General features: G+C 57.3%; 22 protein-coding genes, 2 tRNA genes, 1 other RNA gene and 2 pseudogenes. 20 read left to right on the forward strand and 7 right to left on the reverse strand.

The annotated features are described in order from the left end of the window. The first annotated feature begins 405 nt into the window (after positions 1–405). From NUV55_RS05170 to NUV55_RS05180, 3 genes and pseudogenes are all read left to right on the forward strand, one after another. Positions 406–2,796: a catalase gene (locus tag NUV55_RS05170; protein WP_296670975.1), complete on the forward strand. Its 2,391-nt coding sequence runs from the start codon at positions 406–408 to the stop codon at positions 2,794–2,796. 231 nt (positions 2,797–3,027) lie between these two features. After that, positions 3,028–3,187, forward strand: a pseudogene (locus NUV55_RS05175) (YqaE/Pmp3 family membrane protein). 27 nt (positions 3,188–3,214) lie between these two features. Beyond that, the gene (locus tag NUV55_RS05180) at positions 3,215–3,583 is read left to right on the forward strand and encodes a DUF4112 domain-containing protein (protein WP_296670976.1); all 369 of its coding nucleotides are present in this window, start codon (positions 3,215–3,217) and stop codon (positions 3,581–3,583) included. 234 nt (positions 3,584–3,817) lie between these two features. Here NUV55_RS05180 and NUV55_RS05185 read toward each other — a convergent pair whose 3' ends face one another. Together NUV55_RS05185 and NUV55_RS05190 are read right to left on the reverse strand one after the other, a co-directional pair. Then, entirely contained in the window at positions 3,818–4,372 is a 555-nt protein-coding gene (locus NUV55_RS05185) for a hypothetical protein (protein WP_296670978.1), read from the reverse strand. Between the two features lie 29 nt (positions 4,373–4,401). Next, positions 4,402–4,794 (reverse strand): BON domain-containing protein, encoded by a 393-nt coding sequence (locus tag NUV55_RS05190; RefSeq protein WP_296670979.1) that lies wholly within the window; start codon positions 4,792–4,794, stop codon positions 4,402–4,404. A 204-nt stretch (positions 4,795–4,998) separates the two neighbouring features. Between NUV55_RS05190 and NUV55_RS05195 the strand changes: the two are divergent. The 3 genes and pseudogenes from NUV55_RS05195 to tadA all read left to right on the forward strand — a co-directional run. Next, positions 4,999–5,380: pseudogene (locus tag NUV55_RS05195) on the forward strand (helix-turn-helix domain-containing protein); the annotation flags it as partial. 52 nt (positions 5,381–5,432) lie between these two features. Then, positions 5,433–5,726, forward strand: a complete 294-nt coding sequence (locus tag NUV55_RS13785) for a nucleotidyl transferase AbiEii/AbiGii toxin family protein (RefSeq protein ID WP_367280357.1) — start codon at positions 5,433–5,435, stop codon at positions 5,724–5,726. A gap of 201 nt (positions 5,727–5,927) precedes the next feature. Continuing rightward, complete coding sequence (tadA, locus tag NUV55_RS05200) at positions 5,928–6,386, forward strand: tRNA adenosine(34) deaminase TadA (RefSeq protein WP_296670981.1); 459 nt, start codon at positions 5,928–5,930, stop codon at positions 6,384–6,386. A gap of 2 nt (positions 6,387–6,388) precedes the next feature. Here tadA and mltF read toward each other — a convergent pair whose 3' ends face one another. Then, entirely contained in the window at positions 6,389–7,837 is a 1,449-nt protein-coding gene (gene mltF, locus NUV55_RS05205; RefSeq protein WP_296670983.1) for a membrane-bound lytic murein transglycosylase MltF, read from the reverse strand. A 396-nt stretch (positions 7,838–8,233) separates the two neighbouring features. Between mltF and NUV55_RS05210 the strand changes: the two genes are divergently transcribed. The 10 genes from NUV55_RS05210 (at position 8,234) to NUV55_RS05250 (ending at position 15,544) form a co-directional block, all read left to right on the forward strand. After that, positions 8,234–8,322, forward strand: a tRNA-Ser gene (locus NUV55_RS05210). Positions 8,323–8,611: 289 nt separating this feature from the next. Further along, entirely contained in the window at positions 8,612–9,643 is a 1,032-nt protein-coding gene (locus tag NUV55_RS05215; RefSeq protein ID WP_296670985.1) for a cyclic nucleotide-binding domain-containing protein, read from the forward strand. Positions 9,644–9,980: 337 nt separating this feature from the next. Then, a tRNA-Ser gene (locus NUV55_RS05220) sits at positions 9,981–10,071 on the forward strand. A gap of 143 nt (positions 10,072–10,214) precedes the next feature. After that, positions 10,215–10,314: signal recognition particle sRNA small type (gene ffs / locus NUV55_RS05225), an RNA gene on the forward strand. A gap of 127 nt (positions 10,315–10,441) precedes the next feature. Further along, a complete protein-coding gene (gene dnaX / locus NUV55_RS05230) occupies positions 10,442–12,058 on the forward strand; it encodes a DNA polymerase III subunit gamma/tau (RefSeq protein ID WP_296670986.1) in 1,617 nt (538 codons plus the stop codon). Positions 12,059–12,233: 175 nt separating this feature from the next. Beyond that, positions 12,234–12,554, forward strand: coding sequence for a YbaB/EbfC family nucleoid-associated protein (locus NUV55_RS05235; protein WP_296670988.1), 321 nt, complete (start codon positions 12,234–12,236; stop codon positions 12,552–12,554). A gap of 5 nt (positions 12,555–12,559) precedes the next feature. Further along, entirely contained in the window at positions 12,560–13,156 is a 597-nt protein-coding gene (gene recR / locus NUV55_RS05240; protein ID WP_296670989.1) for a recombination mediator RecR, read from the forward strand. A gap of 71 nt (positions 13,157–13,227) precedes the next feature. Continuing rightward, positions 13,228–14,205, forward strand: coding sequence for a formyltransferase family protein (locus NUV55_RS05245; protein ID WP_296670991.1), 978 nt, complete (start codon positions 13,228–13,230; stop codon positions 14,203–14,205). Between the two features lie 16 nt (positions 14,206–14,221). Continuing rightward, positions 14,222–14,311: a hypothetical protein gene (locus tag NUV55_RS13790; RefSeq protein ID WP_367280353.1), complete on the forward strand. Its 90-nt coding sequence runs from the start codon at positions 14,222–14,224 to the stop codon at positions 14,309–14,311. A gap of 63 nt (positions 14,312–14,374) precedes the next feature. Further along, a complete protein-coding gene (locus NUV55_RS05250) occupies positions 14,375–15,544 on the forward strand; it encodes a cation:proton antiporter (RefSeq protein WP_296670992.1) in 1,170 nt (389 codons plus the stop codon). A gap of 57 nt (positions 15,545–15,601) precedes the next feature. On the opposite strand, the gene NUV55_RS05255 is transcribed toward NUV55_RS05250, so the two are convergent. Genes NUV55_RS05255 through NUV55_RS05265 form a run of 3 tightly spaced genes read right to left on the reverse strand, consistent with a single transcriptional unit; the run spans position 15,602 to position 17,498 of the window. Then, a complete protein-coding gene (locus NUV55_RS05255) occupies positions 15,602–15,937 on the reverse strand; it encodes a 4a-hydroxytetrahydrobiopterin dehydratase (RefSeq protein WP_296670994.1) in 336 nt (111 codons plus the stop codon). An 11-nt stretch (positions 15,938–15,948) separates the two neighbouring features. Then, complete coding sequence (locus NUV55_RS05260; RefSeq protein ID WP_296670995.1) at positions 15,949–16,236, reverse strand: cytochrome c; 288 nt, start codon at positions 16,234–16,236, stop codon at positions 15,949–15,951. A 20-nt stretch (positions 16,237–16,256) separates the two neighbouring features. After that, entirely contained in the window at positions 16,257–17,498 is a 1,242-nt protein-coding gene (locus tag NUV55_RS05265) for a M48 family metallopeptidase (RefSeq protein WP_296670997.1), read from the reverse strand. Between the two features lie 79 nt (positions 17,499–17,577). Here NUV55_RS05265 and orn point away from each other — a divergent pair, with 79 nt between their 5' ends. Continuing rightward, positions 17,578–18,141, forward strand: coding sequence for an oligoribonuclease (gene orn / locus NUV55_RS05270; RefSeq protein WP_296670999.1), 564 nt, complete (start codon positions 17,578–17,580; stop codon positions 18,139–18,141). A gap of 16 nt (positions 18,142–18,157) precedes the next feature. On the opposite strand, the gene queG is transcribed toward orn, so the two are convergent. Next, positions 18,158–19,228 carry a tRNA epoxyqueuosine(34) reductase QueG gene (queG, locus tag NUV55_RS05275; RefSeq protein ID WP_296671000.1) on the reverse strand — a complete coding sequence of 357 codons (1,071 nt, stop codon included), beginning with the start codon at positions 19,226–19,228 and terminating at the stop codon, positions 18,158–18,160. A gap of 40 nt (positions 19,229–19,268) precedes the next feature. Here queG and NUV55_RS05280 point away from each other — a divergent pair, with 40 nt between their 5' ends. Genes NUV55_RS05280 through NUV55_RS05290 form a run of 3 tightly spaced genes read left to right on the forward strand, consistent with a single transcriptional unit; the run spans position 19,269 to position 22,586 of the window. Then, positions 19,269–20,768 (forward strand): NAD(P)H-hydrate dehydratase, encoded by a 1,500-nt coding sequence (locus NUV55_RS05280; protein WP_296671002.1) that lies wholly within the window; start codon positions 19,269–19,271, stop codon positions 20,766–20,768. Continuing rightward, positions 20,755–21,213 (forward strand): tRNA (adenosine(37)-N6)-threonylcarbamoyltransferase complex ATPase subunit type 1 TsaE, encoded by a 459-nt coding sequence (tsaE, locus tag NUV55_RS05285; RefSeq protein WP_296671004.1) that lies wholly within the window; start codon positions 20,755–20,757, stop codon positions 21,211–21,213. Before NUV55_RS05280 ends, tsaE begins: the two co-directional genes overlap by 14 nt. Beyond that, positions 21,210–22,586, forward strand: coding sequence for an N-acetylmuramoyl-L-alanine amidase (locus NUV55_RS05290; protein ID WP_296671006.1), 1,377 nt, complete (start codon positions 21,210–21,212; stop codon positions 22,584–22,586). The genes tsaE and NUV55_RS05290 overlap by 4 nt, the downstream gene beginning before the upstream one ends. The last annotated feature ends 77 nt before the right edge of the window (positions 22,587–22,663 follow it).

Genomic DNA, 22,663 nt, shown 5'->3' on the forward strand with positions numbered 1-22,663 from the left:
GGGCCGGGGGGCAGCATGTCAACTGTACAGCCAGCGGCGTGCAACTGCGCTTCATTGTGACTGGGAACACCCTATAAGTGCTTCAGCGCTGTTTGTCCTCCGGCGCGTCTATTGCTGGGGGATTTGAAGGTGAATCGCGAAAATAAAAAGGCAATATCGTTGCCTGTCGATTTGCAGGAGCGACAAGACGGATGTTTAACCATCAGCTCGAGGGAAGGGGGCAGTCGCGTCGGTGCGTTCCGCACTGAGCGCTAAAGCGGAGCTGGACGACTGAGGCAGATCCTGCGCGGGGCGTGCGTTCGTTTCCGCACAGACAACTCTCGCCTAGAGACATGAAAATTGCAAAAGCCGGCGGTTCGAGCGGCATATCGATTGTCCACATTTCCCCTTCTTTGGAGAAAAATAATGGCCACCAACAAAAAATCAACTCGGTCGTCGCGAGCGAAAAGCAAAGGCAAGAAGTCCGCCACGGCAGCGCAGGCCCGGGACGGCGTGCTCAGAACTAACGACGTCGTCGCGGAGCAAGCCAACGCAAGCGACCACTTTGTCGCCGCGATGCCCTATAACCGCAGTAAAGAACTCGAGTACGGTCACGACAACGCCGTGGCGCCAGCGCCCGGAGTGACTGTAGAGCCGGGCGCCAGTACGTTGACCGCGAGCACGACGACTGAGGAAACCGAGACTGCGAAAACCGGCGGCGCCGCGCCGCTCGGAACGAACCCGACCGTCGCTTCGCTCGACCGGGTCAGAGTCGATGCAAGCGATCGACCGTTGACGACCAATCAAGGTGTTCACATTAGCGACAACCAGAACACGTTGAAAGCCGGATTGCGTGGGCCATCGTTACTCGAAGATTTCATTCTGCGGGAAAAAATCACGCATTTCGATCACGAACGCATCCCGGAGCGAATCGTCCATGCACGCGGGTCAGGCGCGCATGGATACTTCGAAGCCTATGATGCGCTCACCAAGTACACTCGCGCGGCGCCGTTCGCCAAGAAAGGCAAAATCACGCCCGTGTTCGTACGCTTTTCCACCGTGGCCGGCGAACGCGGTTCGAAAGACACCGCGCGCGACGCGCGTGGCTTCGCGGTGAAGTTCTATACCGACGAAGGCAACTGGGACCTGGTCGGGAACAACATACCGGTATTCTTCATTCAGGATGCGATGAAGTTTCCCGATCTGGTCCACGCCGTCAAGCCGGAGCCGCATCACGGTATGCCGCAAGCGGCGTCGGCGCATGATACGTTCTGGGATTTCGTCTCCCTGATGCCGGAGTCCACTCATATGCTGATGTGGCTGATGTCGGATCGCGCGATACCGCGCAGTTTTCGGATGATGCAAGGATTTGGCGTACATACGTTTCGCCTGATCAACGCGCAGGGTGAATCGGTATTCTGCAAGTTCCACTGGAAGCCGCTCCAGGGAACACATTCACTCGTCTGGGACGAAGCTGTGAAAATATCGGGCGCGGACCCCGATTTTCATCGGCGTGATTTGTGGGAAGCCATCGAGTCGGGCGAATTCCCGGAATGGGAGCTGGGGCTGCAGATATTCAGTGAGGAACAAGCCGAAGGCTTCAGCTTCGATGTGCTCGACTCGACCAAGCTGGTGCCGGAGGAACTCGTGCCGCTTCTGCCCGTCGGACGCATGGTTCTCAACCGCAACCCTGACAACTTCTTCGCGGAAACCGAGCAGGTCGCGTTCTGCGCGGCGCACATCGTACCGGGCATCGACTTCTCCAATGATCCGTTGCTTGCCGGTCGAATCCATTCCTATGCGGATACGCAGATCACGCGACTCGGCGGCCCTAATTTTCACGAGATCCCGATCAATTCGCCGCTTGCGCCGGTACAGAACAACCAACGCGATGGCATGCACCGTCAGGCGCTGCATCGCGGGCGCGTTGCCTACGAGCCGAATTCATTGGCTGGTGGCTGCCCCTTTCAAGCCGGAACAGCAGGATTCGTGTCCTTTCCCGAGGCCATTGCCGATGACAAAGTCCGCGGAAAACCGGAAAAGTTCGCCGAGCACTATGCGCAGGCCACGTTGTTCTTCGACAGCCAGACAGCTGTCGAGAAAGCTCATATTGCAGCCGCATTCCGCTTCGAGCTGAGCAAGGTTGGAGTTCCCGCCATACGTGAGCGGATGTTGTCCTCGCTGGCGAACGTTTCTCGGGAACTGGCCGCAGAGGTCGCGGCCGGTTTGGGCATGGAGGTGCCCAAAGCAATGCCGAAGGCTATCGCCGATCCGGAGCCGCCGGAGGTGACCGTTTCTCCGGCGTTGTCGCTGACGGCGCTGCCGGGCGAACGCGGTATCCGCACACGTCAGATTGCTGTGTTGGTCGAGGATGGCGTCCACCATGCCTCGCTCGTCAGCCTTTATAGTGCGCTGGCCGACGCGGGTGCAGTTGTTCATTTCGTGGGGCCACGGGTGGGCATGTTCGTCGACGACTCCGGCGAGAAAATAGAAGCAGACAAGTCGATGGAGAATTCTCCGGCAGTCCTGTTCGATGCGCTGGTGGTGCCCGATGGAAGCGGGGCGGTGCAGGCGCTCGCGGGGAACGGACATACGATGGAGTTCGTCAAAGATCAGTTCAGGCACTGCAAATCGATTCTGGCATTGGGCGCCGGACGGGAGCTGCTGGAAATGACAGGCATCGGATCAGCCATGGACGAAGACCCGGGTATCCTGCTGGCGGAGGGCGCCGACGCGTCCAAGATCGCATCGGCATTCATCGATAGTATCGCCGCCCATCGCCATCCATCCCGCGACAGAGACCCACCCTTTATCTGAGATCAAGAGGCGGTCAGTCCCCTGGTCTCCGTTGGCGGGACATTGCCGGTCCAAAGGCCTGATGCAGTGCAAAAGTTGTGCTATCCGCTCGAGAAGCCCCGCCAAAGCGACGGCGCTGAGCGGCTATGTGGAGTATTGCACCGACCCGCAGCGCTTCGCTGCCTACCATTCGAAATCAACGGCCGAGGCTTTCGCCCCTGCCGTCTTCATCCATCGCCAGGAGCAAAGCCATTGGACTTGTTACGCATCATCATCGCGATTCTTCTGCCGCCGCTCGGCGTCTTCCTGCAGGAAGGCTCTCGGCAAGCATTTCTGGATCAACATTCTGCTCACGCTGCTCGGCTACATTCCCGGCATCGTTCACGCCGTGTGGATCATCGTCAAGCGATGAACATGGCGCTGGCGCCAGCGCGCGGCGATGCCGCCGGCTGACGCGCCGCCGCGCCGGCCTGCCGACGTGCGCATGCGCGTGCACCGGCTCGCGCGTCTGATGGACAGTTCGATCCGTCTGCCCGGCGGTTTCCGCATCGGGGTCGACGGGCTCATCGGGCTGGTCCCGGTGGTCGGCGATCTCGCGACGGCCGGGGCGTCGTTCTACATCGTCGCGCAGGCGGCGCGCGCGGGTGTGCCCGCCAGCGCGCTCGCGCGCATGGTGCTGAACGTCGCGCTGGATGCCGTGGCCGGCGCGATCCCGGTGCTCGGGGACGTGTTCGATGTCGCGTTCAAGGCTAATCTGCGCAACGCCAGGCTAATGGATGCGTATCTGGATCGAAGCGCACCGCGCTGATCGCGATCGCCGTCCCGCGCTGCATCTAGCGTCAGAAGTTCACTTCCAACGTGCGCTTTGATTGCGGTGGTGGATCGATGTGTGGATCCTGGACGTGGTTGCGCTTCAGGTTTCTCGCAAACATGCTGCGACTAACCGGTGGAAGCTCGTATCGTCGTCAAATGTTCAGCTGGCATGCCGGAGAAAACACACAACTGCAGTGCTGCAGTCATGTGTTTTCGGATGGACTTGCGCCTACAATCTTTGGCTTATACGGTCTGATTTGTCCGATTTACTGACACCCGTTTCGCCTGTGATTGAAACATCCTCAGCTTCTGCATCTTCCATGATGTCTTTGATGCGCTGGGCCTCATCACTATCGTTTGAATGGGCAGAAATTAGAATATTCCCATTCTTCACTTTGTCTTCATACTGTTTGGCTTCGTACTCAGGCATACCCATGCCCACCAAGGCGCCAGCAACGCCGCCAATTGCTGCACCAACGGCGGCGCCACTCAAGGCCGCCATGATTGGGCCGGCCGCGATAAATGGACCAACGCCTGGAATTGCCAATGCGCCAATTCCCGCGAGTAGACCCAACACGCCGCCAGCTACGCCGCCGGCACTGACACCAATCGTGGTTCCTTCAGGTGCTTTGGTATTGTGCTCATGGGAAAAATCGCGATTTCCGCTAAGGTCGGGTAGCAGGACCGAAATATTGGTGGTCAATATGCCCGAATCTTTCAGGTTAGTGACAATTGTTTCTGCCTGGTCTCTGGTGTTGGCAAGACATATAACGGCTTTTGACATGATGGTCTCCTAAGTAATGTGTGAAATATTCATTTAACTTCAAGTTGGTTGTTCAGAGTTTTAAGTCCCGGTACTGCTTTCGCCAATTCGGCGATCCTCACACTTTCTGCGCTGCTGTCGACTGGCCCTCTTAACGTAACGTCACCGTTCTGAGTGATTATCTTGATATTCTTCGCGTCCCTTGAGAAGTTTTCTCTCATAATGGACTTGCGAATTGACTGGGTAATGTTTATGTCCGCCTCTGAGTTGGATTGGTCAAGAGGCGTTAGTGTCTGCCCATTAACATCACGTTTATTGATGTTAGTGTTATCCGGGGCAGACCGTTCCCTTGCTGTGGATATGTCAGTCGCTGATTGGTCTTCCGCCTGTGCGATGAAGGTGGCAAACATTAAACATACAGCGGCTAAAACAGGTTTATTCATGATGATCCCTCAATGATGGTTATCAAGACAGATTATTAACGTGTCGTGAGAATACCGAAGTAGCAGAGAGGCACACTAATGCTTTACATATCTCTTGTCCGTACGTTACCCAACACAAGAAGTGATTTCAGAAATCCGAATAGGCATCGAGGAAAACAAGAGAGACAAAGAAGAATGGTGCTTGATTTGAATCTGGTCGAATAGCTGGATAACGTCTCGCAAGCCTGCAAAGTGATGGGGCTGTCTCGTCACACGTTTTATCGGTCTAAAACGGCGTTGAAGACGGTGGCGTTGAAGCCCTGTTCGAGAAGATCCGTCGCAAGCCCAATCCAAAAAACCGCTTTGACGAAGTGACGGAAGACGCCGTGCTTCGGCACGCCATTGATTTTCCGGCGCACGGCCAAGTCAGAGCGAGCAATGAGTTGCGCAAGCTCGGTGTGTTTGTCTCCGCGAGCGGTGTGCGCAGTATCTGGCTACGCCATGGTGATGTCGGTACCTGAAAGGCATCGGCCGCGTCTATCAACAGACATTTGTCGATACCTACTCCAAGGTCGCCTTCGCCAAGCTAGATACGACCAAGTCGCCGCAGACATGCTCGACGATCGCGTCCGCAGACCACCCTCAAACTGAAGGTCGAGATCAATACGCGTGAGCATGAAAGCCGGTATGGCACCAAACAATATCCGTTCGAAGTTGACAGCAGTTGGTATCAGGCGAAAACCGATATCTTGTCTTTCGAGCCCGAGGAATTGTTCGGGACCAAGCTGCACGCCTTGATTCAGCGACGCAAGAACCGTAACCTGTTTGACTTACATGGAGGACTCAGGCAACTCTCGTTGGACCCCGGCAAACTCATTGCTTCTTCGAGCATTACCTGGCGCTGGATGGATGACATCGCGCTGCTGTTACCTGGCCGACATCCGGTTCGATGATGACGCCGCCATGGTTGCATTCACTCACGTTTGGCGAGAATTGATTGTGTGGATAAAAGGTGCTCCGTGGAAGCTGTCCGACAGGTGATCAATGAATTGCGCAAGGGCAAGATGCCGAACTTGCTGAGATAGACGGAAGTTTTGCTGCAGAATCACATGTTGGTGCAGGGCGACCCTCTCTTTGAACCTGAGACCTGAAACTTGAAACCTGAAACTCACGACGAAGTGTTCATGGGCCGTGCGCTCGATCTGGCCCGCCATGCCGAACAAGCCGGTGAAGTCCCGGTTGGCGCGCTGGTGGTGTTGAACGATGAAGTGATTGGCGAGGGCTGGAACCAGCCGATTGTTTCGCACGATCCAACCGCACATGCCGAGATCGTGGCCTTGCGTGCTGCCGCGGCTCATATCAAGAATTACCGGCTGGCGGATACCATTCTTTATGTGACCCTCGAGCCCTGCGCCATGTGTGCCGGGGCGATCGTGCAGGCGCGCGTAGCGCGCGTGGTGTACGGTGCGGCGGACCCCAAAGCCGGCGCCGCCGGCAGCGTATTCAATCTGCTGGAGTCAGCCTCACTGAATCATCGCGCACAGGTCACGGGCGGTGTGCTGGCCGAGGATTGCAGACAGGGCCTCAAGGCGTTTTTTCAGGCGCGGCGGTAGGTTCAGATAGCAGGCGCCTTCAGGTCGAAGGCCTTCGGTTTTTTCTTTACTTTTTCTTCCTCATCTATTTTTACCAGGACATCATAATATGTCCGCACACGGTTGACGAAGAGCACGGGCTCCATCCCGCGGGCATAGCCGAATTTAGTCTTGATGTGCCAAGCCTCGTCGGCGAGCCAGGGGAGATAATTCTTCACATCGTTCCACTTGTTCGGGTCCCGCCCCTGTTTTTGCGTGAGAATGCGCGCGTCTTCCAGATGGTTAATGCCGATGTTGTAGGACGCGAGCGCCATCCACAACCGGTCCGGTTCAGTGACCCCGGGCGGCATGCGTTCAATCAGGTTCTTGATATAACGCGCCCCCCCGCCGATGCTCTCGGCGGCGTCCAGACGGTCCTTGATACCCAGATGACTGGCGGTTTCTTCCGTCAGCATCATTATTCCGCGCACACCGGTCGGTGAAGTGGCCTCGGGATCCCAGAAGGATTCCTGATAACCGATGGCGGCGAGCAGACGCCAGTCCAGGCCGTATTGTTTGCCGGCCTTTTCGAAAAAAAGCTGATACCGCGGCAGGATACTGCGTAACCGCACCTTGTAGACGCTGAGGTTGATGAAATTCGATCGGCTGGCCGGGCCGTAATAGCGATCGACCAGTTGCGCCAGCTCGCCCGAAGCACGGCTTTTCGCCAGAAATTTCATGGCCGCGTCATGCAGGCTCTGGTCCGGGCCTTGGGGAAAGGCCCAAGCCAGCGATTCCGGGTTCGAGAAACTGAAGGCTATCTGAAGATCGGGAAAGTACTGTCGGTTGACCGCTACGATGTTCGAGTCCGCGATGGTGATTTCCAGCAATCCTTGCCACACGGTTAGCAGTAACTCCTCGGTTTCCTTGTCTACTTCGGCCCACTTCAACTCCGGGTATTCCTGTTGGAGATGAGTCAGGCGCTCGGCGTAGCTCGTTCCGGATTGCACTTCGATCTGACGCCCGATCAGTTCCTGGACATTAGTGGGGCGCGTGGTCCCCAGCCGGTAGATCACCTGCTGCCGGATTTCCTGGTAGAGCGGACCGAATTGCACCAGCTTGGCGCGCGATTCGGTTACCGTGATGCCGGCGGCCGCCATGTTGGCCTCGCCATTGATAAAGCGGGGAATGATGTCGCTGAATTTCTCGGCCACGATGAAGCGGGGATTCACGCCCAGAGACTCGGCGAAACTCTTCACCAGATCATGCTCGAACCCGGCCGGTCCTTCCGGCGTTTCGAAATAGGTGGTCGGGCTCGCGCGCGTCAGCACCACCAGTTCGCCGGCGGCGATGATCGATTGCAGCTTGTTTTTCTCAAACAGCGAGCAGGACAGAAAACAGGGAATGAGCAAGGCAATCAGCAGGGCAGAGCGGAAGTGATGGGAATTGGTATGCAGCGTTCCGATCCATCGCTCAAGCAGGTTACGATTCATAGGCATAAGCTAGTGCAGCAGGAAGAACTTGTCACGCATGTGTTGGTGTGGCTGAAAAGATGCTTGCTGCTATAATCTGGCCCCTCCGGAGAGATACCGAAGCGGTCACAACGGCGCTGACTCGAAATCAGGTGTGCAAAACGCCAGAGGGTTCGACAAGATCGCTGGGGTGAGGCGCAACGTTTGCGATTCATTGAATCGCGTTTCGCCGAACGGGCTTGCCATGGATGGCAAGCCCTGGAGTTCTTAGCGAGGCAGGGAAAACCGAGCTTAGAACTGCCCCGAACGCCGCGCCAGCGGCGGCCCCGAAGGGGCGAGGCGCAGGGACGCGCCGAGTAATCCCTCCCGCTATTAAATTAAGCTCAAGACACGATTGTTGATATAATTTCTTTTCCCGGAGAGGTACCGAAGCGGTCACAACGGCGCTGACTCGAAATCAGATGGGCGGAAACGCCACGGGGGTTCGAATCCCTCCCTCTCCGCCAATTTAAAACAATAAGGGGGCACATACGTGCCCCCTTATTGTTTTAAAGTTGGCCGATGGAATGGCATTCGAACCCTTTAGGGTTCGGAATCCTGACGTGCATGGATGCACTAATGTCGCGAGAGCACAGGGATGTGCGGAGCGACCTCCCTCTCCGCCAGTCAAACAAAAAGGGGCCTTCTTATGGCCCCTTTTTTATTGACCTGTAAAACATGGATTCGAGCACAAAGAGCGACTTATCGGGGATGTTCTACTATATGGAATGTCCCTTACAAATTTATGGTTGTCGCATGGATAAGAACACCCTCAAAACCCTGATCCCCATCAATTCGCTGACACCTGAAAATTTCAGGGAGCTGGCGGCCGAGGCTGTCATCGAGAATGTGACTGCCGGGAGTCAACTGTTCAAGCAAGGTGACCGCGACAATCAATCTATATTCCTGTTGTCGGGAGAAGTAGCACTTTCTACAACCGATACCACTGACAGCCGTAATGTCGTTGCCGGTACCGACGAGGCGCGTTACGCGCTCGCTCAGCTCAAGCCGCGCCAATACACCGGGACTGCCAAGACCCCCGTTACCGTCGCCTGGGTGGACAGTGCCACGCTGGACCGCTTGCTCACCTGGGATCAGACCACCGGTTATGAAGTTACTGAATTCGATGGCAGCCAGGACCCGGAATGGATGATACGCATGTTGCGCAGCGAAACATTCCAGAAACTGCCGCCTTCCAATATCAACGCCCTGTTTGCCCGCTTTGAGCCAGTCGAGGTCAAGGCCAATCAGGTCATCATCCGGCAGGGCGATGCGGGCGACTTCTACTACATCATTAAAACCGGCAAAGCCAACGTGTCACGCAAGGCAGAGAAAGATGGCAAGGTTTCTGTGGTCGGACAATTGAGCGAAGGTGATGGATTTGGCGAGGAAGCGTTATTGTCGGGTGCGCCGCGCAATGCCACGGTGGTGATGGCCGCGGAGGGTATTCTCATGCGTCTGGCCCGGAAAGATTTCGATGGGCTGATGCGCGAACCGCTGGTGAAATGGGTGACGCTGGATCAGGCCAAGACCTTGGCGCAGCAGGGAGCCGGGCTGCTCGACGTGCGTACCGAAGATGAATTTCGCAACGGCACCGTCAAGGGCAGCATAAATCTGCCACTGACTATGTTGCGGCGCAAGGCAGCGGAGCTTGATTCAAGGCGCCACTATGTCGTCCTTTGTCAGACTGGCAGTCGCAGTTGTGCGGCGGCGTTCCTGCTGAGCCAGCGTGGTTTTGAAGTGTCCGTGTTGCGCGGCGGCCTGAATGGATTGACGCGCAACGTCTGATTTTCATCATAGAGTTAATTCAACAGCATAAATCCTCGGCATTCTTTCCTGCGCCGTGTCAGATCGGGATTGCGGAGAAGTGATGGGTGGTTTACCCTTGCCGTCCCGTTTTGGCACGTGGTGTCAATGATTATCCCGGAGAGGTGTCCGAGCGGTTTAAGGAGCACGCTTGGAAAGTGTGTGTACGCCAAAAACGTACCGAGGGTTCGACGAGGATTGCCGGGAGCAATGCCGAACGCCGCGTCAGCGGCGGCCCCGCAGGGGCGAGGCACAGGGATGTGCCGAGTAATCCCTCCCTCGTGTGTTAGGTTAGGCGGGATTCGATTTTTACAGTTACGGAGAGGTGTCCGAGCGGTTTAAGGAGCACGCCTGGAAAGTGTGTGTACGCCAAAAGCGTACCGAGGGTTCGAATCCCTCCCTCTCCGCCAGTCAAATACAAATGGGGCCTTTGGCCCCATTTGTATTTGAACGTGTGAAAGGTGGATTCGAACCCTCGGTAATCTTCTCCAGTTATCCCTCCAGCTTCACAGCGTGATAAACTCCCCGCTTACTGATTGATTATGGCGGTGAGAGCCGGTCCCCCCTCGGCGACGGAAGCTTGTGAACCCGGTCAGGTCCGGAAGGAAGCAGCCGCAGCAGGTATTTCGGGTACTGGGGTGTGGTTGGCTCGAACCGCCACCCGTTAATTAAGCCTGACTGTAACTGCGGAAAAGAACTCCTGAAAAGCGAACAGTTTGGCTTTAGACAAGCCGCAACGATGTACAAAGATAAAATGCGAAGTTTTCCAGAGTGGGGCCTATGAGTTATCAGGTCTTGGCGCGTAAGTGGCGCCCGCGCAATTTCACAGAACTCGTGGGCCAGGCCCACGTGGTGCAGCCTCTGGTCAATGCGCTGGATCACGGCCGCCTGCATCATGCCTTCCTCTTTACCGGGACCCGTGGTGTCGGCAAAACCACCATCGCCCGCATCCTCGCGAAATCGCTCAACTGTGAAACCGGCGTGACGTCCAAGCCTTGCGGCGAGTGCAGCGCTTGCAAAGAAGTGGACGAAGGCCGTTTCGTTGACCTGATCGAGGTTGATGCGGCCTCGCGTACCAAGGTGGATGACACGCGCGAGCTGCTGGATAACGTGCAGTACGCGCCTTCACGCGGCCGTTACAAGGTCTATCTCATCGACGAAGTTCACATGCTTTCCGGCCATAGTTTCAACGCGCTGCTGAAAACGCTGGAAGAGCCGCCGCCGCATGTTAAATTCCTGCTGGCCACTACCGATCCGCAGAAACTGCCGGTAACGGTGCTGTCGCGTTGCCTGCAATTCAATCTTAAGCGTTTGCCGCTCGATCAAATCGCCGCGCAGATTCAGAAGATTCTGGACGCGGAAGGCATTGCCCATGATGCCCCTTCCATCAAGCTGATGGCGCGTGCTGCTGACGGCAGCATGCGCGATGGCCTGTCGCTGCTCGATCAGGCGATTGCCTATGGCGGTGGCCAGGTCAACGAGGCGGAAGTGCGCGCCATGTTGGGAACGATTGACCAGAATTTCATCGAAAACATTCTGCAGGGACTTGCGGCAGGCAATGTAGGAGATCTGATCAAGGCTGTTTCCGAGGTGACCGAGTTTGGTCTGGATTATGAAGCGGTCTTGAAGGACCTGCTGTTGTCGCTGCACCGGATTGCACTGGCGCAGGTCGATCCGGCGCTGGCGGGAGAGGAGAGCGAAAGTGTACTGGCGCACGCACGCGCGATGTTGCCGCAGGACGTGCAGCTTTACTATCAGATTGGTGTGATGGGGCAACGCGATCTGCCCTATGCCCCGGACCCGCGCAGCGGGCTGGAAATGATCTTGTTACGCATGGTGGCATTCCGCCCGGCGGACGCGAGCGAGGTACGTACATCCGTTCCTGCCACCACGTCTTCGCCCAAGACCGCGACGCAGGCTGCGACGGTGCCTCAAGCTACGGCACCCGTGACAGTGACGGCGAAGCCTGTCGTTGTTGCACCTGCCAAGGTTACGGCGCCACAAGATCCAGGTGCGCCGGGAGCAAAATGGGGAGAAGTGGTGGCCCAGCTTGGTCTTGCGGGCCTGATGCGTGAGCTGGCCAACAACACGACACTGGAGTCATATGTAGATGGCGTAATGATACTGACGCTGGAAGAGTCGCACGCGAAGATTCTCAACAAAGAGCGCGAGGAAGAATTCAGGAAGGCACTGGAAAAATACCACGGCGCGCCGATACGCCTGAAGATGAATCTCGGTCGCCCGAGCGTGGAAACGCCGGCGAGGGAAAAGAGCCGTTTACAGGACGAGCGCCAGCAGGCGGCGGTGCAGGCCATCGTGGAGGACCCCAACGTGCGCGCGTTGCAGGAAAAATTCGGTGCCCGGGTCAACCCAGCTTCGATTCGGTCCAAGGTTTAATTTGAGTAGTTTTCGGGAAGGGGTAAAGCACTTTCCCGGGCATCTTTACTTAACAGAGTAGTTTTCGGGAAAGGGTAAAGCACTTTCCCGAGTATCTTAGCTAGAGGTTTAGATTAGAGTAGTTTTCGGGAAAGGGTAAAGCACTTTCCCGAGTATCTTTCTTAAAGAGGACAATATGAAAGGTGGATTGGGAAACATCATGAAACAGGCGCAGGCGATGCAGGAGAATCTGCGCAAGGCCCAGGAACAGCTGGCGACCATCGAGGTTAGCGGCAGCAGCGGGGGAGGCATGGTCAGCGTAATCATGACTTGCCGGCACGATGTCAAACGCGTGCAGATCGACCCCAGCTTGCTGAAGGATGACAAGGAAGTTTTGGAAGACCTGATTGCCGCCGCCATGAACGATGCCGTGCGCAAAGTCGAGAAGACCACCGAGGAAAAAATGGCGGGACTGACCGCCGGATTGAATATTCCCGGGATGAAGCTGCCGTTCTAGTGAGCATGAACGACATTACTGTCCTGGAAGCGCTCAAGCAGGCCCTGCGCCGCCTGCCTGGCGTGGGGCCGAAAAGCGCCAGCCGCATGGCTTATCATCTCCTCGAACGTGACCGCGAGGGCGCGCGAACCATTGCGCGGGCGCTGACTGATGCCGTTGAGCGTATCGTTCACTGCCAGCGTTGCAACAACTTGAGCGAAGCAGAACTGTGTCCGATTTGTTCTTCCAGCCGGCGTGACAAGTCGCTGTTGTGTGTGGTCGAGTCGCCTTCCGATCTTGTTTCGCTCGATCAGTCCGGCGTATACAACGGCATGTATTTTGTACTCATGGGGCGGTTGTCACCGCTCGATGGTATCGGCCCGGAGGAAATTGGCATCCCCCGGCTCGAGACCCTGCTCGACGAAGGTGGCGTCAAAGAGGTCGTGCTTGCCACTAACCTGACTGTTGAAGGCGAAGCCACTGCGCACTACATCAGCGATCTGGTTCGCGCCCGTCAAATCAAGGCAACGCGCATTGCCTATGGTGTCCCTATCGGCGGCGAGCTGGAATATACCGACCGCAACACACTGGCGCGGGCGCTGGCCGGTCGACGCGAGGCGTAACAGCCAGATGACTTGCGGCCATTTCATTTTCAGTGCATTGCTTTTGATCTCCATTACCGGTGGTGACGACGATGCGGCCGGAAGACACGCCTGAGCTGAGGGCAAGTCCGGCCGACCTGCGCCTGATTCTGTTTACCTGTGATACCTCTCCGATCGTTGCACCATTGGTCATGTCGCGGCATCCCGTGGCGGGTATCATCGAGTTCCGCACGTCCTGTGGCGAGAGGTCTTTGCCGTACCGCCTGATCAGGCGCATCAAGCGCTTTATCCTGCGCCAACCCTATTCGCTCGCGGATTTCTGCGCCCGCAACGAGATTGCGCACCGGGTGACGGACAGCGGCCGTGACCCGGCGCTCGTCGACTGGATGCAGGCACTGTCGCCGGACCTGATGGTGGTTTATTTCAGCCCGCTGATCGACGAAGCGATCTTTTCCATTCCCCGTCATGGCAGCATCAATCTGCATCCCTCGCTGCTTCCGTTGTACCGCGGCAAGCATCCGCTGTTCTGGAGCCATTTGAACATGGATGAGGAAATCGGCGTGACCGTTCACTTCCTGACCCGCGGCGCCGACAATGGCGACATCCTGTTGCAGCGCCGGTTTCCGCTCGTCAAAGGGCGGCGCGAAAAGGAAATTGAATTGCACGCCGTGCGTGACGTGGGTGTCCCCCTGCTTCTCGAGGCGATTGAAATGATCGCGCGCGGCGAGGTTCAGCCCAAACCGCAACCCCGACAAAGCCCGACGCCGCCCGCGCGCCGCATCCAGGGTCATGAACTGCGGGACATGATCGACTGGGAACGCTGGCCGATTGAACGTGTCTGGACCCTGCTGCGGTTCGCCGAGGATTGGCCGGGATTGCTGCCCCGGGCGCCGGGTTGGCGGCGGCGTTTGCCGTGGAGCATCGCCCATTATGTCAAGGGGAAGTCGGAAGGGGTGCCGGGGCAGATCCGGTATGATGAGCAGGGATTCTACCTGCATCATCCCGATGGCAAGATCCGCCTGAGAACCCGCTTCGATGTAAAACAGCTCATCAGCGAGATTTTGCGCTAGCCACGGACAGCCTGTCATGGCCTATGGTGTCCCTATCGGCGGCGAGCTGGAATATACCGACCGCAATACGCTCGCGCGTGCGCTGGCCGGTCGACGCGAGGCGTGATTAACTAAACAGTCTTCTTTACCCCAGCGCACGGCGATGGGGCATTGTCACGCAAGGAAGCCCATGCCCAGCGACTCATTGGTATTTGTTGTATTCCTGATTTTCACCGGTGCCGCCTTCGTCGCCACCCTGGCGCTATACGCGCGTCAGGCGCTGATCGTTTCCTACATTGTGCTCGGCGTGGTGATGGGCCCCTCGCTGCTGGGTTGGGTGACGGACGCTACGTTGATTAAAGGCGTGGCTGATATCGGCATCATATTCCTGCTGTTTCTGCTGGGCTTGAACATGCATCCGCAGAAGCTGTTCCGGCTTCTGGGCTCGGCATCGATTGTCACCGGACTGAGTTCGCTAGTCTTTGGCGTGATCGGCATGGCGGCAGGCCTCCTCCTTGGTTTTACCTGGATTGAATCCCTGGTCGTTGGTGGCGGAATGATGTTTTCCAGCACCATCGTGGGCCTGAAACTGTTGCCCACCACGGTGTTGCATCATCGGCACACCGGCGAGGTCATGATCAGCATCCTGTTGTTGCAGGACATCATCGCCATTGTCCTGTTGTTGATACTGCAGGCCGGCATCGGCGGACAGACCCTGATGGCCGACATCATGGGTCTCACGCTCGCCTTGCTGGGCATTTGTGTGCTGGCCTGGCTGGTGGAGCGTTTCGTGCTCATTCCGCTCATCACGCGTTTTGATGCCATTCAGGAATATATTTTTCTGCTCGCCATCGGCTGGTGCCTCGGGCTGGCAGAGCTTTCGGTGTGGCTTGGGCTGTCACACGAGATCGGCGCGTTCATTGCCGGCGTGGCACTGGCTTCCAGTCGTATCTCCCTTTTCATCGCCGAAAGCCTCAAACCGTTGCGGGATTTTTTCCTGATCATCTTTTTCTTCACGCTCGGTGCCGGACTGGATATCAAGTTGCTGGTGGACGTGCTGCTACCTGCCGCGGTGCTCGCCGGGGTGATATTGCTCGTGAAGCCATTTGTCTTCAACAAGCTTCTGGCACACACCGGGGAATCGCCACCGCGCGCGAGGGAACTGGGCATGCGCCTGGGGCAGGGGAGCGAATTCTCCCTGCTGATCGCCGTGCTGGCGCTGGAAACCGGCGTCTTGCGTAGTCAGGCCGCGCACTTGCTGGAACTTGCCACCATTCTTTCCATGATGGTTTCGATGTATTTGATTGTCTGGCGCTACCCAACTCCCATTGCCATCAGCGACGAACTGCGCCGTAACTGATCTTGAGAGTCTGCTTGGCAAGACTCGACCGGCGTGGTGTTGATTCCGGCGCGTGGACTATGCGCCGGTCAAGATGTTTATTTTGGCGGCGCAGATGAAGTCGTTTTCCGACAGGCCCTTGATACTGTGTGTGCTGAAGCGCATATGGCAGCGGTTGTATCCCACCTCAAGGTCGGGATGATGATCTTCCCGGTGCACGACCCAGGCCTGGGCGTTCACGAAAGCCAATGTTTCATAATAATTCTTGAACTTGAAGGTACGGCTGATTTCGGTAGCGGCCTCATTCAAGGCCCAGCCCGGGGTCTGCTGGATTAAATCGGCGGCACGATCGCGCGCCAGCGGCGGCGTTCCCGGTTCGCAGGACTTGCAGGACTTTTTCGTCAGATCAGTCATGGCGCCACCCGTTATTTGAATTTGTAATACGTTTCATTCAGGTATTTCACCAGGTCGTCGATCTGGGCTTTTCCAAGCGTTGCATCGACCGCGTGACCGCAGTTATTGATTTGCTGCGTCAAACCATCGAAATTCTTGACCGACCTGTCCTTGCGCTTATAAACGCTGTCGTTATGACAAGAGAGGCAGTTGGCTTCGTGCACTTTCTTGCCCTCACTGGCGTTGCCGGGCATTGCCGCAGCGCTGGTGGAGACGACCATAACGATGAGTGCCGTAAAGAATGCCGGTGATTTGAGCATAACTCCTCCTTGTAAATGTCTCAGGATTTGCCCGCCAAATGCGCGATGCGCAGCGCAGCGGGCGGATGCGAGTCGTAAAACGCAGAATGCAGCGGATCGGGTGTGAGCGTGCTGGCATTCTCTTTATACAGCTTCACCAGTGCGTTAACGAGTTCGCGCGCGTTGGTCTGTTCGGCGGCGAAGCTATCGGCCTCGTATTCATAGCGACGCGAACTCCAGGCGAACAGTGGCTGCAGGAAGAACGTAAATACCGGAATGACCAGCATGAAGAGCATCAAGGCGGCGTGGGTCGAGGGCTGTGTCATACCAAGGCTGGCGTAGAACCAGGGCTGGGTGATCAGCCATCCGAGCAATGCCAGACCGAACAGACTCATGCCGAAGGTCAGCATCATGCGCTTGACGACATGCCGGCGTTTGAAGTGCCCCAACTCGTGTGCGAGCACGGCCTCGATTTCCTTTTCTCCCAGATGCTCAAGCAGTGTATCGAAGAAGACAATGCGCTTGGATTTGCCGAAGCCGGTAAAGTAGGCATTGCCATGTGCGCTACGGCGCGATCCATCCATGACGAAAATACCGCGTGACCGGAAGCCAGTGCGTTCCAGCAGCGCCTGAATGCGATCGCGCACGGAATTATTTTTGAGCGGCGTGAATTTATTGAAGATCGGTGCGATCCACGCGGGGTAGGCCCACACCAGAAAAAGCGTGAAGCCGCTCCACAGCAGCCATACATATACCCACCACAGTGCGCCAGTCTCCTGCATCAGCCATAACGCGGCGATGGCCAGTGGTGCTCCGATCACCCCGAGTAGCAGAGTTTTCTTGATGAGATCGGTGAAGAAGAGGCTGGGTGAGGTTTTATTGAATCCAAATCGGTTTTCGATCACGAAGACCTGGTACACGCTGATTGGCAGCTCGATCAAACCCATGATGATGAATGCGCCCAGAATGAACAGGGCGCCGGTAATCAGCTCGCCATGGCCGAAGCTGCGTACCAGCCGATCCAGCCACTCCAGACCTCCACCCACGGTCCAGACCATAAGCAAGGCCGTGCCATAGATATCTTCAATGCGACCGAATCTTGTATGCGCGATGGTGTAATTCGCGGCTTTGCGGTGATCTTCGAGCGAGATCTTGCGGCGAAAGACTTTCGGCACCGCGTTACGGTTGGCGCTGACGTGACGTATGTGTCGGTTGGCGAGCCACAGCTCAACCAACAACGACAGGCCGAGCAGACTTATAAATATGATCGTGAAGGTATTCATGGGGCAAGGATGTTATCATCACCGCTGAAGAGACAGTAGGGAACGCGGAAAATTCCCATCCAGAATCCGGAGACCACGCATGGCGCAATCAACCAACGGGGCGCAAAACAGCAACGCCCTGATCTGGATAGACATGGAAATGTCAGGGTTAAATCCGGAAACCGACCGGATTATCGAAGTGGCCACCATTATCACTGACAGCGATCTGAATATCGTCGCGGAAGGACCGGTATTGGCGGTACACCAGTCCGATGCCGTGCTGGCGTCCATGGACGACTGGAACCAGCGCACTCACGCGGGAACCGGCCTGATCGAGCGCGTAAAGCAGTCGTCCCATACCGAGGCGGATGTAGAACGGATGACGCTCGAATTTCTCCAAAAGCACATCCCGAAGAATAAATCCCCCATGTGCGGCAACAGCATTTGTCAGGACCGGCGTTTCCTCGCGCGCACCATGCCGCAGCTTGAAGCGTGGTTTCATTACCGTAATCTCGATGTGAGCTCCATCAAGGAGCTGGTGAAACGCTGGAAACCGGGTCTCTGCAGTGGCTTGGTAAAAAAGAACACGCACAAGGCGCTTGACGACATTCGCGAGTCCATTGAGGAATTGAAATATTATCGCGAACACTTTTTTGTGAAATAAACGTATAGCACTGACATTAATTAACGGTACGACCAATTGCCCATCTCACGTGCTCCCTCACCAGTTTTGATGAGTGGTCTTGGTGATTCTCGAGTGCCTTCAAGACATCCATGTTCCTTGGTCCGTTCCCCAGTGCCACGGCAATGTTCCTTAGCCAGCATTCGTAGCCAATGCGCCGGATGGCAGTGCCTTCGGTGTATTTCAGAAATTCCTCTTCGGTCCAGGAAAACAGCCTGATCAGTTCCGGCGCATCGAGACCGTGACGCGGGGCAAAGTCGGGCTCTGCGCTGGGTTGTGCGAAGCGGTTCCACGGGCAGACGAGCTGGCAGTCGTCGCAGCCATAGATACGGTTACCGATCAGTGGACGCAGCTCCACGGGAATGGGGCCGCGTAATTCGATGGTGAGATAGGAAATGCAGCGACGCGCATCCAGTTCGTACGGCGCGACGATGGCCTGGGTCGGACAGATATCAAGGCAGGCATGGCAGGTGCCGCAGTGGTTTTCGGCGGGTGCATCTACCGGCAGCGGCAGATCGGTATATAGCTCGCCGAGAAAGAACCACGAGCCGGTCTGCTTGTCGATCAGGTTGGTGTGCTTGCCGATCCATCCGAGCCCGGCCTTTTCGGCCAAGGCCTTCTCCAGCACCGGGGCGCTGTCGGTGAAGGCCCGATACTGGAATGGCCCCACCTGTGACTCAATGCGCTCGGCCAGTTTTTGCAGTCGGGTACGCAGAACCTTGTGGTAGTCTCGCCCAAGCGCATAGCGGGAGATAAAGCCCAGTTGCGGATCACGCATGACGGTTTCGCTGTCGGCAACTTGGCCCGGAAGGTAATCTAGGCGCGCCGAGATCACGCGCAGTGTTCCGGGCTGTAATTCCTGCGGCCGGCTGCGGCGGGTGCCGTGCGATTCCATATAATGCATTTCCCCGTGTCGCCCCAGTTTAAGCCAGCTCAGCAGTCGGGTTTCGGCGTCGCCGAGTTCAATATCTGCGATACCGATTTTTTGGAAGCCAAGCTCCTGTCCCCACCGTTTGATGTCAGAGGCGAGTCGAGCCAGATCAATATTTCTGTTTTGCGCAGTATGCATCAGGGCCTATCATATACTCTTCAAACTCAAGGAAGCATGCATGAATCTCCCCGTAGCCCTTTACACCGCCGCCCAGGTGCGGGAGCTCGACCGGTTGGCCATCGAAGACCGCAAGATTCCCGGCGCGAAGCTGATGCAACGCGCGGGAGAAGCGGTGTTTGATTTGCTGCGCACACGCTGGCCGCGCGCTCGGCGCATCGTGGTCCTATGTGGTTCGGGCAATAATGGCGGCGATGGTTATGTGGTAGCGCGACTGGCGCGCGAGGCCGGCCTGGCGGTTGATGTCCTGAGTCTGGGCGCGGCGGATAAAATGCACGGTGATGCCGGTGCGGCGCGCAAGCAATGCAAATCTGCCGGTGTGTCTATCCAGAATTTCCAGGACAATCTTTTCGCGGGCCATGATGTCATTGTTGATGCTTTGCTCGGGATCGGACTGGAGCGTCCGGTGGAAGGTGAATGGCGCGCTGCCATTGATTCCATAAACAATAGCCGTGTTCCGGTGCTGGCCTTGGATGTGCCCTCCGGTTTACATGCCGACACCGGCCGTGTCATGGGTGTGGCGGTGCGCGCGAACGCCACCATGACCTTCATCGGTCTCAAGGCCGGCATGTTCACTGGTGCAGGACGTGAACATAGTGGCGAGATTTTTTTCAACGACCTCGGAGTTCCGCCGGATATATACGCCAAAGTTTCTGCCTTGATGCGACGTCTGACAGAAGATTCGCTTCATGGTCTTATTCCGAGACGGAGGCGTGACATGCACAAGGGCGATGCTGGCCATGTGCTGGTGATCGGCGGTGATCGCGGTATGCCCGGGGCGGCGCGCCTGGCAGGTGAGGCGGCGTATCGCGCCGGGGCTGGTTTGGTGATGCTGGCCACTCATCCCGAGCATGCCGCGCACATCAGCGCGGCGCGGCCGGAGTTGATTGTTCACGGCGTGGCCACACCGGAAGAATTGCGGCCTCTGCTGGCGCGCGCCGATGTTATTGCCGTGGGGCCGGGACTGGGGCAGGGCGGGTGGGGGGAGGCCCTGTTTGGTGCGGCGCTCGACACCAAGCTGCCCATGGTGGTGGACGCCGATGCGCTGAATATCCTGGCCGCCGACCCATTGATGCACACGGATTGGATACTCACGCCCCATCCCGGCGAGGCGTCACGCATGCTGGGCATGTCGAAAGAGGAGATACAGGCCGACCGTTTCGCCGCCGTGCACGAGCTGGTGGCGAGTTTCGGCGGTGTGTGTGTGCTGAAGGGGGCGGGGACGCTGGTGGCATCATTATATGATGGCGTAGTGTCGGTCTGTGACCGCGGCAACCCGGGCATGGCGACTGGCGGCATGGGGGATGTGCTGACCGGCGTGATCGCCGGCCTGCGGGCGCAAGGGCTGATATCGCCTGTGGCGGCGCGTCTCGGTGTGTGGGCGCATGCATCAGCTGGGGATGACGCCGCCCACTCAGGTGAAATCGGCGTTCTGGCCTCAGACCTGCTGCCCCATATCCGCACTCGCCTCAATCGCCTGGTAAGACATGCCGACCATTGAACGGGAGGCATCATCGGTGGCGGAAATGGAGGCGCTGGGGGCAAAACTCGCCACCGAGGTGGGAAAGGTACACCTCGTTAACATCCACGGCCCATTAGGTGCTGGCAAAACTACGCTGGTGCGTGGGATGTTGCGCGGCCTGGGTCATGCGGGCGCGGTCAAGAGTCCGACATTCACGCTCGTCGAACCTTACGATTTCGGCAATCTCCACTTCTATCATTTCGATCTTTACCGTTTGAACGACCCAGGCGAGCTGGAATTTCTTGGCCTGCGCGACTACCTTGACGGTAAAGGTGTGTGTGTAGTCGAGTGGGCTGAACGCGCGCAGGGCGTTTTGCCATCGCCGGACGTAGATATTATGATTGAACCGACCGAGACAGGACGCATGGTACGGATCACGACCCTGACCCCCCAAGGTGACATTTGGCTGGAGACGCTGGCATGAGGCTGGTATCGCGCCTGCTTTTCTCCATGCTACTGCTGTTGGTACCCCCGTCTGTATTGGCTGAACCTGTTTCCGTGCAACACCTGCGCGTGTGGCGCGCACCGGACCATACCCGCATTGTGTTCGATGTCAGCGCTCCGTTGGAGCACCGTTTTTTTACCTTGCAGGATCCGCCTCGCATCGTTGTAGATATGGATAACGCGCGTCTGCAAGGGCCACTGCCGGAGGTGGAAACAGGCGGCCCGTTGCTTGCCACGGTGCGCAGCGGTGCGCCAGAAGAAGGCCCCTTACGAGTCGTGCTGGATCTCAAGACCGAGGTGCGTGCGCGGAGCTTCATGCTGAAGCCGGCCGGGCCTTACGGGCATCGATTGGTGATCGATCTCTATGACGCGAAGGCGACACAGGAAGATGCGACCGCACCGAAAGACGATTCAAGATCATCTGTTCCAACAGAACGCAGAGTGCTGGTGCCGCCTGCTGCGCGCGACCGCGTGGTGGCGATTGACGCCGGTCATGGCGGCGAAGACCCGGGGGCGCTGGGAAGGCGCTATCGCACCCGTGAAAAAGATGTGACGCTATCCATCGCGCGCGAGCTGGCCAAGCTGGTGGCGCAGACACCGGGAATGCGCCCCGTACTTATCCGCGATGGTGATTATTATGTCGGTTTGCGACAGCGTTATGATAAGGCGCGTCGCGCACGCGCTGACGTGTTTATTTCCATTCACGCGGATGCTGTTCCCAGCCGTCAGGCTTTTGGCTCATCGGTCTATGCGTTGTCGGAGAAGGGCGCGAGCAACGCCATGGCGCGCCAACTCGCCGACAAGGAAAACGCCTCCGACCTGATCGGCGGTGTAAGCCTGAATGACAAGGACGACATGCTGGCACAGGTCCTGCTTGACCTGTCCCATAACAAGACCATGCAGGATAGCCTGAATCTGGGCGATAACATCCTGGCGGAGTTGCGACGCATAGGCCCGGTACATATGCGCAACGTGGCCCAGGCCGGTTTTGCCGTGCTTAAGTCGCCTGACATCCCCTCGGTACTGGTCGAAACCGCGTTTATCTCCAATCCCTCGGAAGAGAAAAAATTGCGTACGCCGTCATTCCAGCAGCAGCTTGCTGAAAGTATTTTCCGCGGTATCAAGCGGCATCTGGCGCGCGTGCCGGTGGCACCATCCGTGTCAATACAGGCAACGAATAACCCGTTGGACCCACCGCGCGAGCATGTTGTGCGCAGAGGCGAAACTCTGGTCTCCATCGCGCGGCAATACAATATCCACGTGGATGCCCTGCGTTTTATCAATGACATGTGGGGCGCGGATCTCCCGGTTGGCCTGAGGCTGCGCATTCCTTCCAGGCAGGGAGACGGCTAGCACCGTTTTACGTATGTCACCCGGGCCGATTGTAAATCATTGGGTCCGGGTTGGGTTTTTGCGTTAAGATTTACGCC

Source organism: Sulfuricaulis sp., from assembly GCF_024653915.1.
Lineage (GTDB): Bacteria > Pseudomonadota > Gammaproteobacteria > Acidiferrobacterales > Sulfurifustaceae > Sulfuricaulis.

Excerpts from the sequence above, each read along its gene's own strand:
- NUV55_RS05170 (WP_296670975.1), top strand. The coding sequence starts at position 406 with ATGGCCACCAACAAAAAATCAACTCGGTCGTCGCGAGCGAAAAGCAAA.
- NUV55_RS05180 (WP_296670976.1), top strand. The coding sequence starts at position 3,215 with ATGCCGCCGGCTGACGCGCCGCCGCGCCGGCCTGCCGACGTGCGCATG.
- NUV55_RS05185 (WP_296670978.1), bottom strand. The coding sequence starts at position 4,372 with ATGTCAAAAGCCGTTATATGTCTTGCCAACACCAGAGACCAGGCAGAA.
- NUV55_RS05190 (WP_296670979.1), bottom strand. The coding sequence starts at position 4,794 with ATGAATAAACCTGTTTTAGCCGCTGTATGTTTAATGTTTGCCACCTTC.
- mltF (WP_296670983.1), bottom strand. The coding sequence starts at position 7,837 with ATGAATCGTAACCTGCTTGAGCGATGGATCGGAACGCTGCATACCAAT.
- NUV55_RS05215 (WP_296670985.1), top strand. The coding sequence starts at position 8,612 with ATGGATAAGAACACCCTCAAAACCCTGATCCCCATCAATTCGCTGACA.
- dnaX (WP_296670986.1), top strand. The coding sequence starts at position 10,442 with ATGAGTTATCAGGTCTTGGCGCGTAAGTGGCGCCCGCGCAATTTCACA.
- NUV55_RS05235 (WP_296670988.1), top strand. The coding sequence starts at position 12,234 with ATGAAAGGTGGATTGGGAAACATCATGAAACAGGCGCAGGCGATGCAG.
- recR (WP_296670989.1), top strand. The coding sequence starts at position 12,560 with ATGAACGACATTACTGTCCTGGAAGCGCTCAAGCAGGCCCTGCGCCGC.
- NUV55_RS05245 (WP_296670991.1), top strand. The coding sequence starts at position 13,228 with ATGCGGCCGGAAGACACGCCTGAGCTGAGGGCAAGTCCGGCCGACCTG.
- NUV55_RS13790 (WP_367280353.1), top strand. The coding sequence starts at position 14,222 with ATGGCCTATGGTGTCCCTATCGGCGGCGAGCTGGAATATACCGACCGC.
- NUV55_RS05250 (WP_296670992.1), top strand. The coding sequence starts at position 14,375 with ATGCCCAGCGACTCATTGGTATTTGTTGTATTCCTGATTTTCACCGGT.
- NUV55_RS05255 (WP_296670994.1), bottom strand. The coding sequence starts at position 15,937 with ATGACTGATCTGACGAAAAAGTCCTGCAAGTCCTGCGAACCGGGAACG.
- NUV55_RS05260 (WP_296670995.1), bottom strand. The coding sequence starts at position 16,236 with ATGCTCAAATCACCGGCATTCTTTACGGCACTCATCGTTATGGTCGTC.
- NUV55_RS05265 (WP_296670997.1), bottom strand. The coding sequence starts at position 17,498 with ATGAATACCTTCACGATCATATTTATAAGTCTGCTCGGCCTGTCGTTG.
- orn (WP_296670999.1), top strand. The coding sequence starts at position 17,578 with ATGGCGCAATCAACCAACGGGGCGCAAAACAGCAACGCCCTGATCTGG.
- queG (WP_296671000.1), bottom strand. The coding sequence starts at position 19,228 with ATGCATACTGCGCAAAACAGAAATATTGATCTGGCTCGACTCGCCTCT.
- NUV55_RS05280 (WP_296671002.1), top strand. The coding sequence starts at position 19,269 with ATGAATCTCCCCGTAGCCCTTTACACCGCCGCCCAGGTGCGGGAGCTC.
- tsaE (WP_296671004.1), top strand. The coding sequence starts at position 20,755 with ATGCCGACCATTGAACGGGAGGCATCATCGGTGGCGGAAATGGAGGCG.
- NUV55_RS05290 (WP_296671006.1), top strand. The coding sequence starts at position 21,210 with ATGAGGCTGGTATCGCGCCTGCTTTTCTCCATGCTACTGCTGTTGGTA.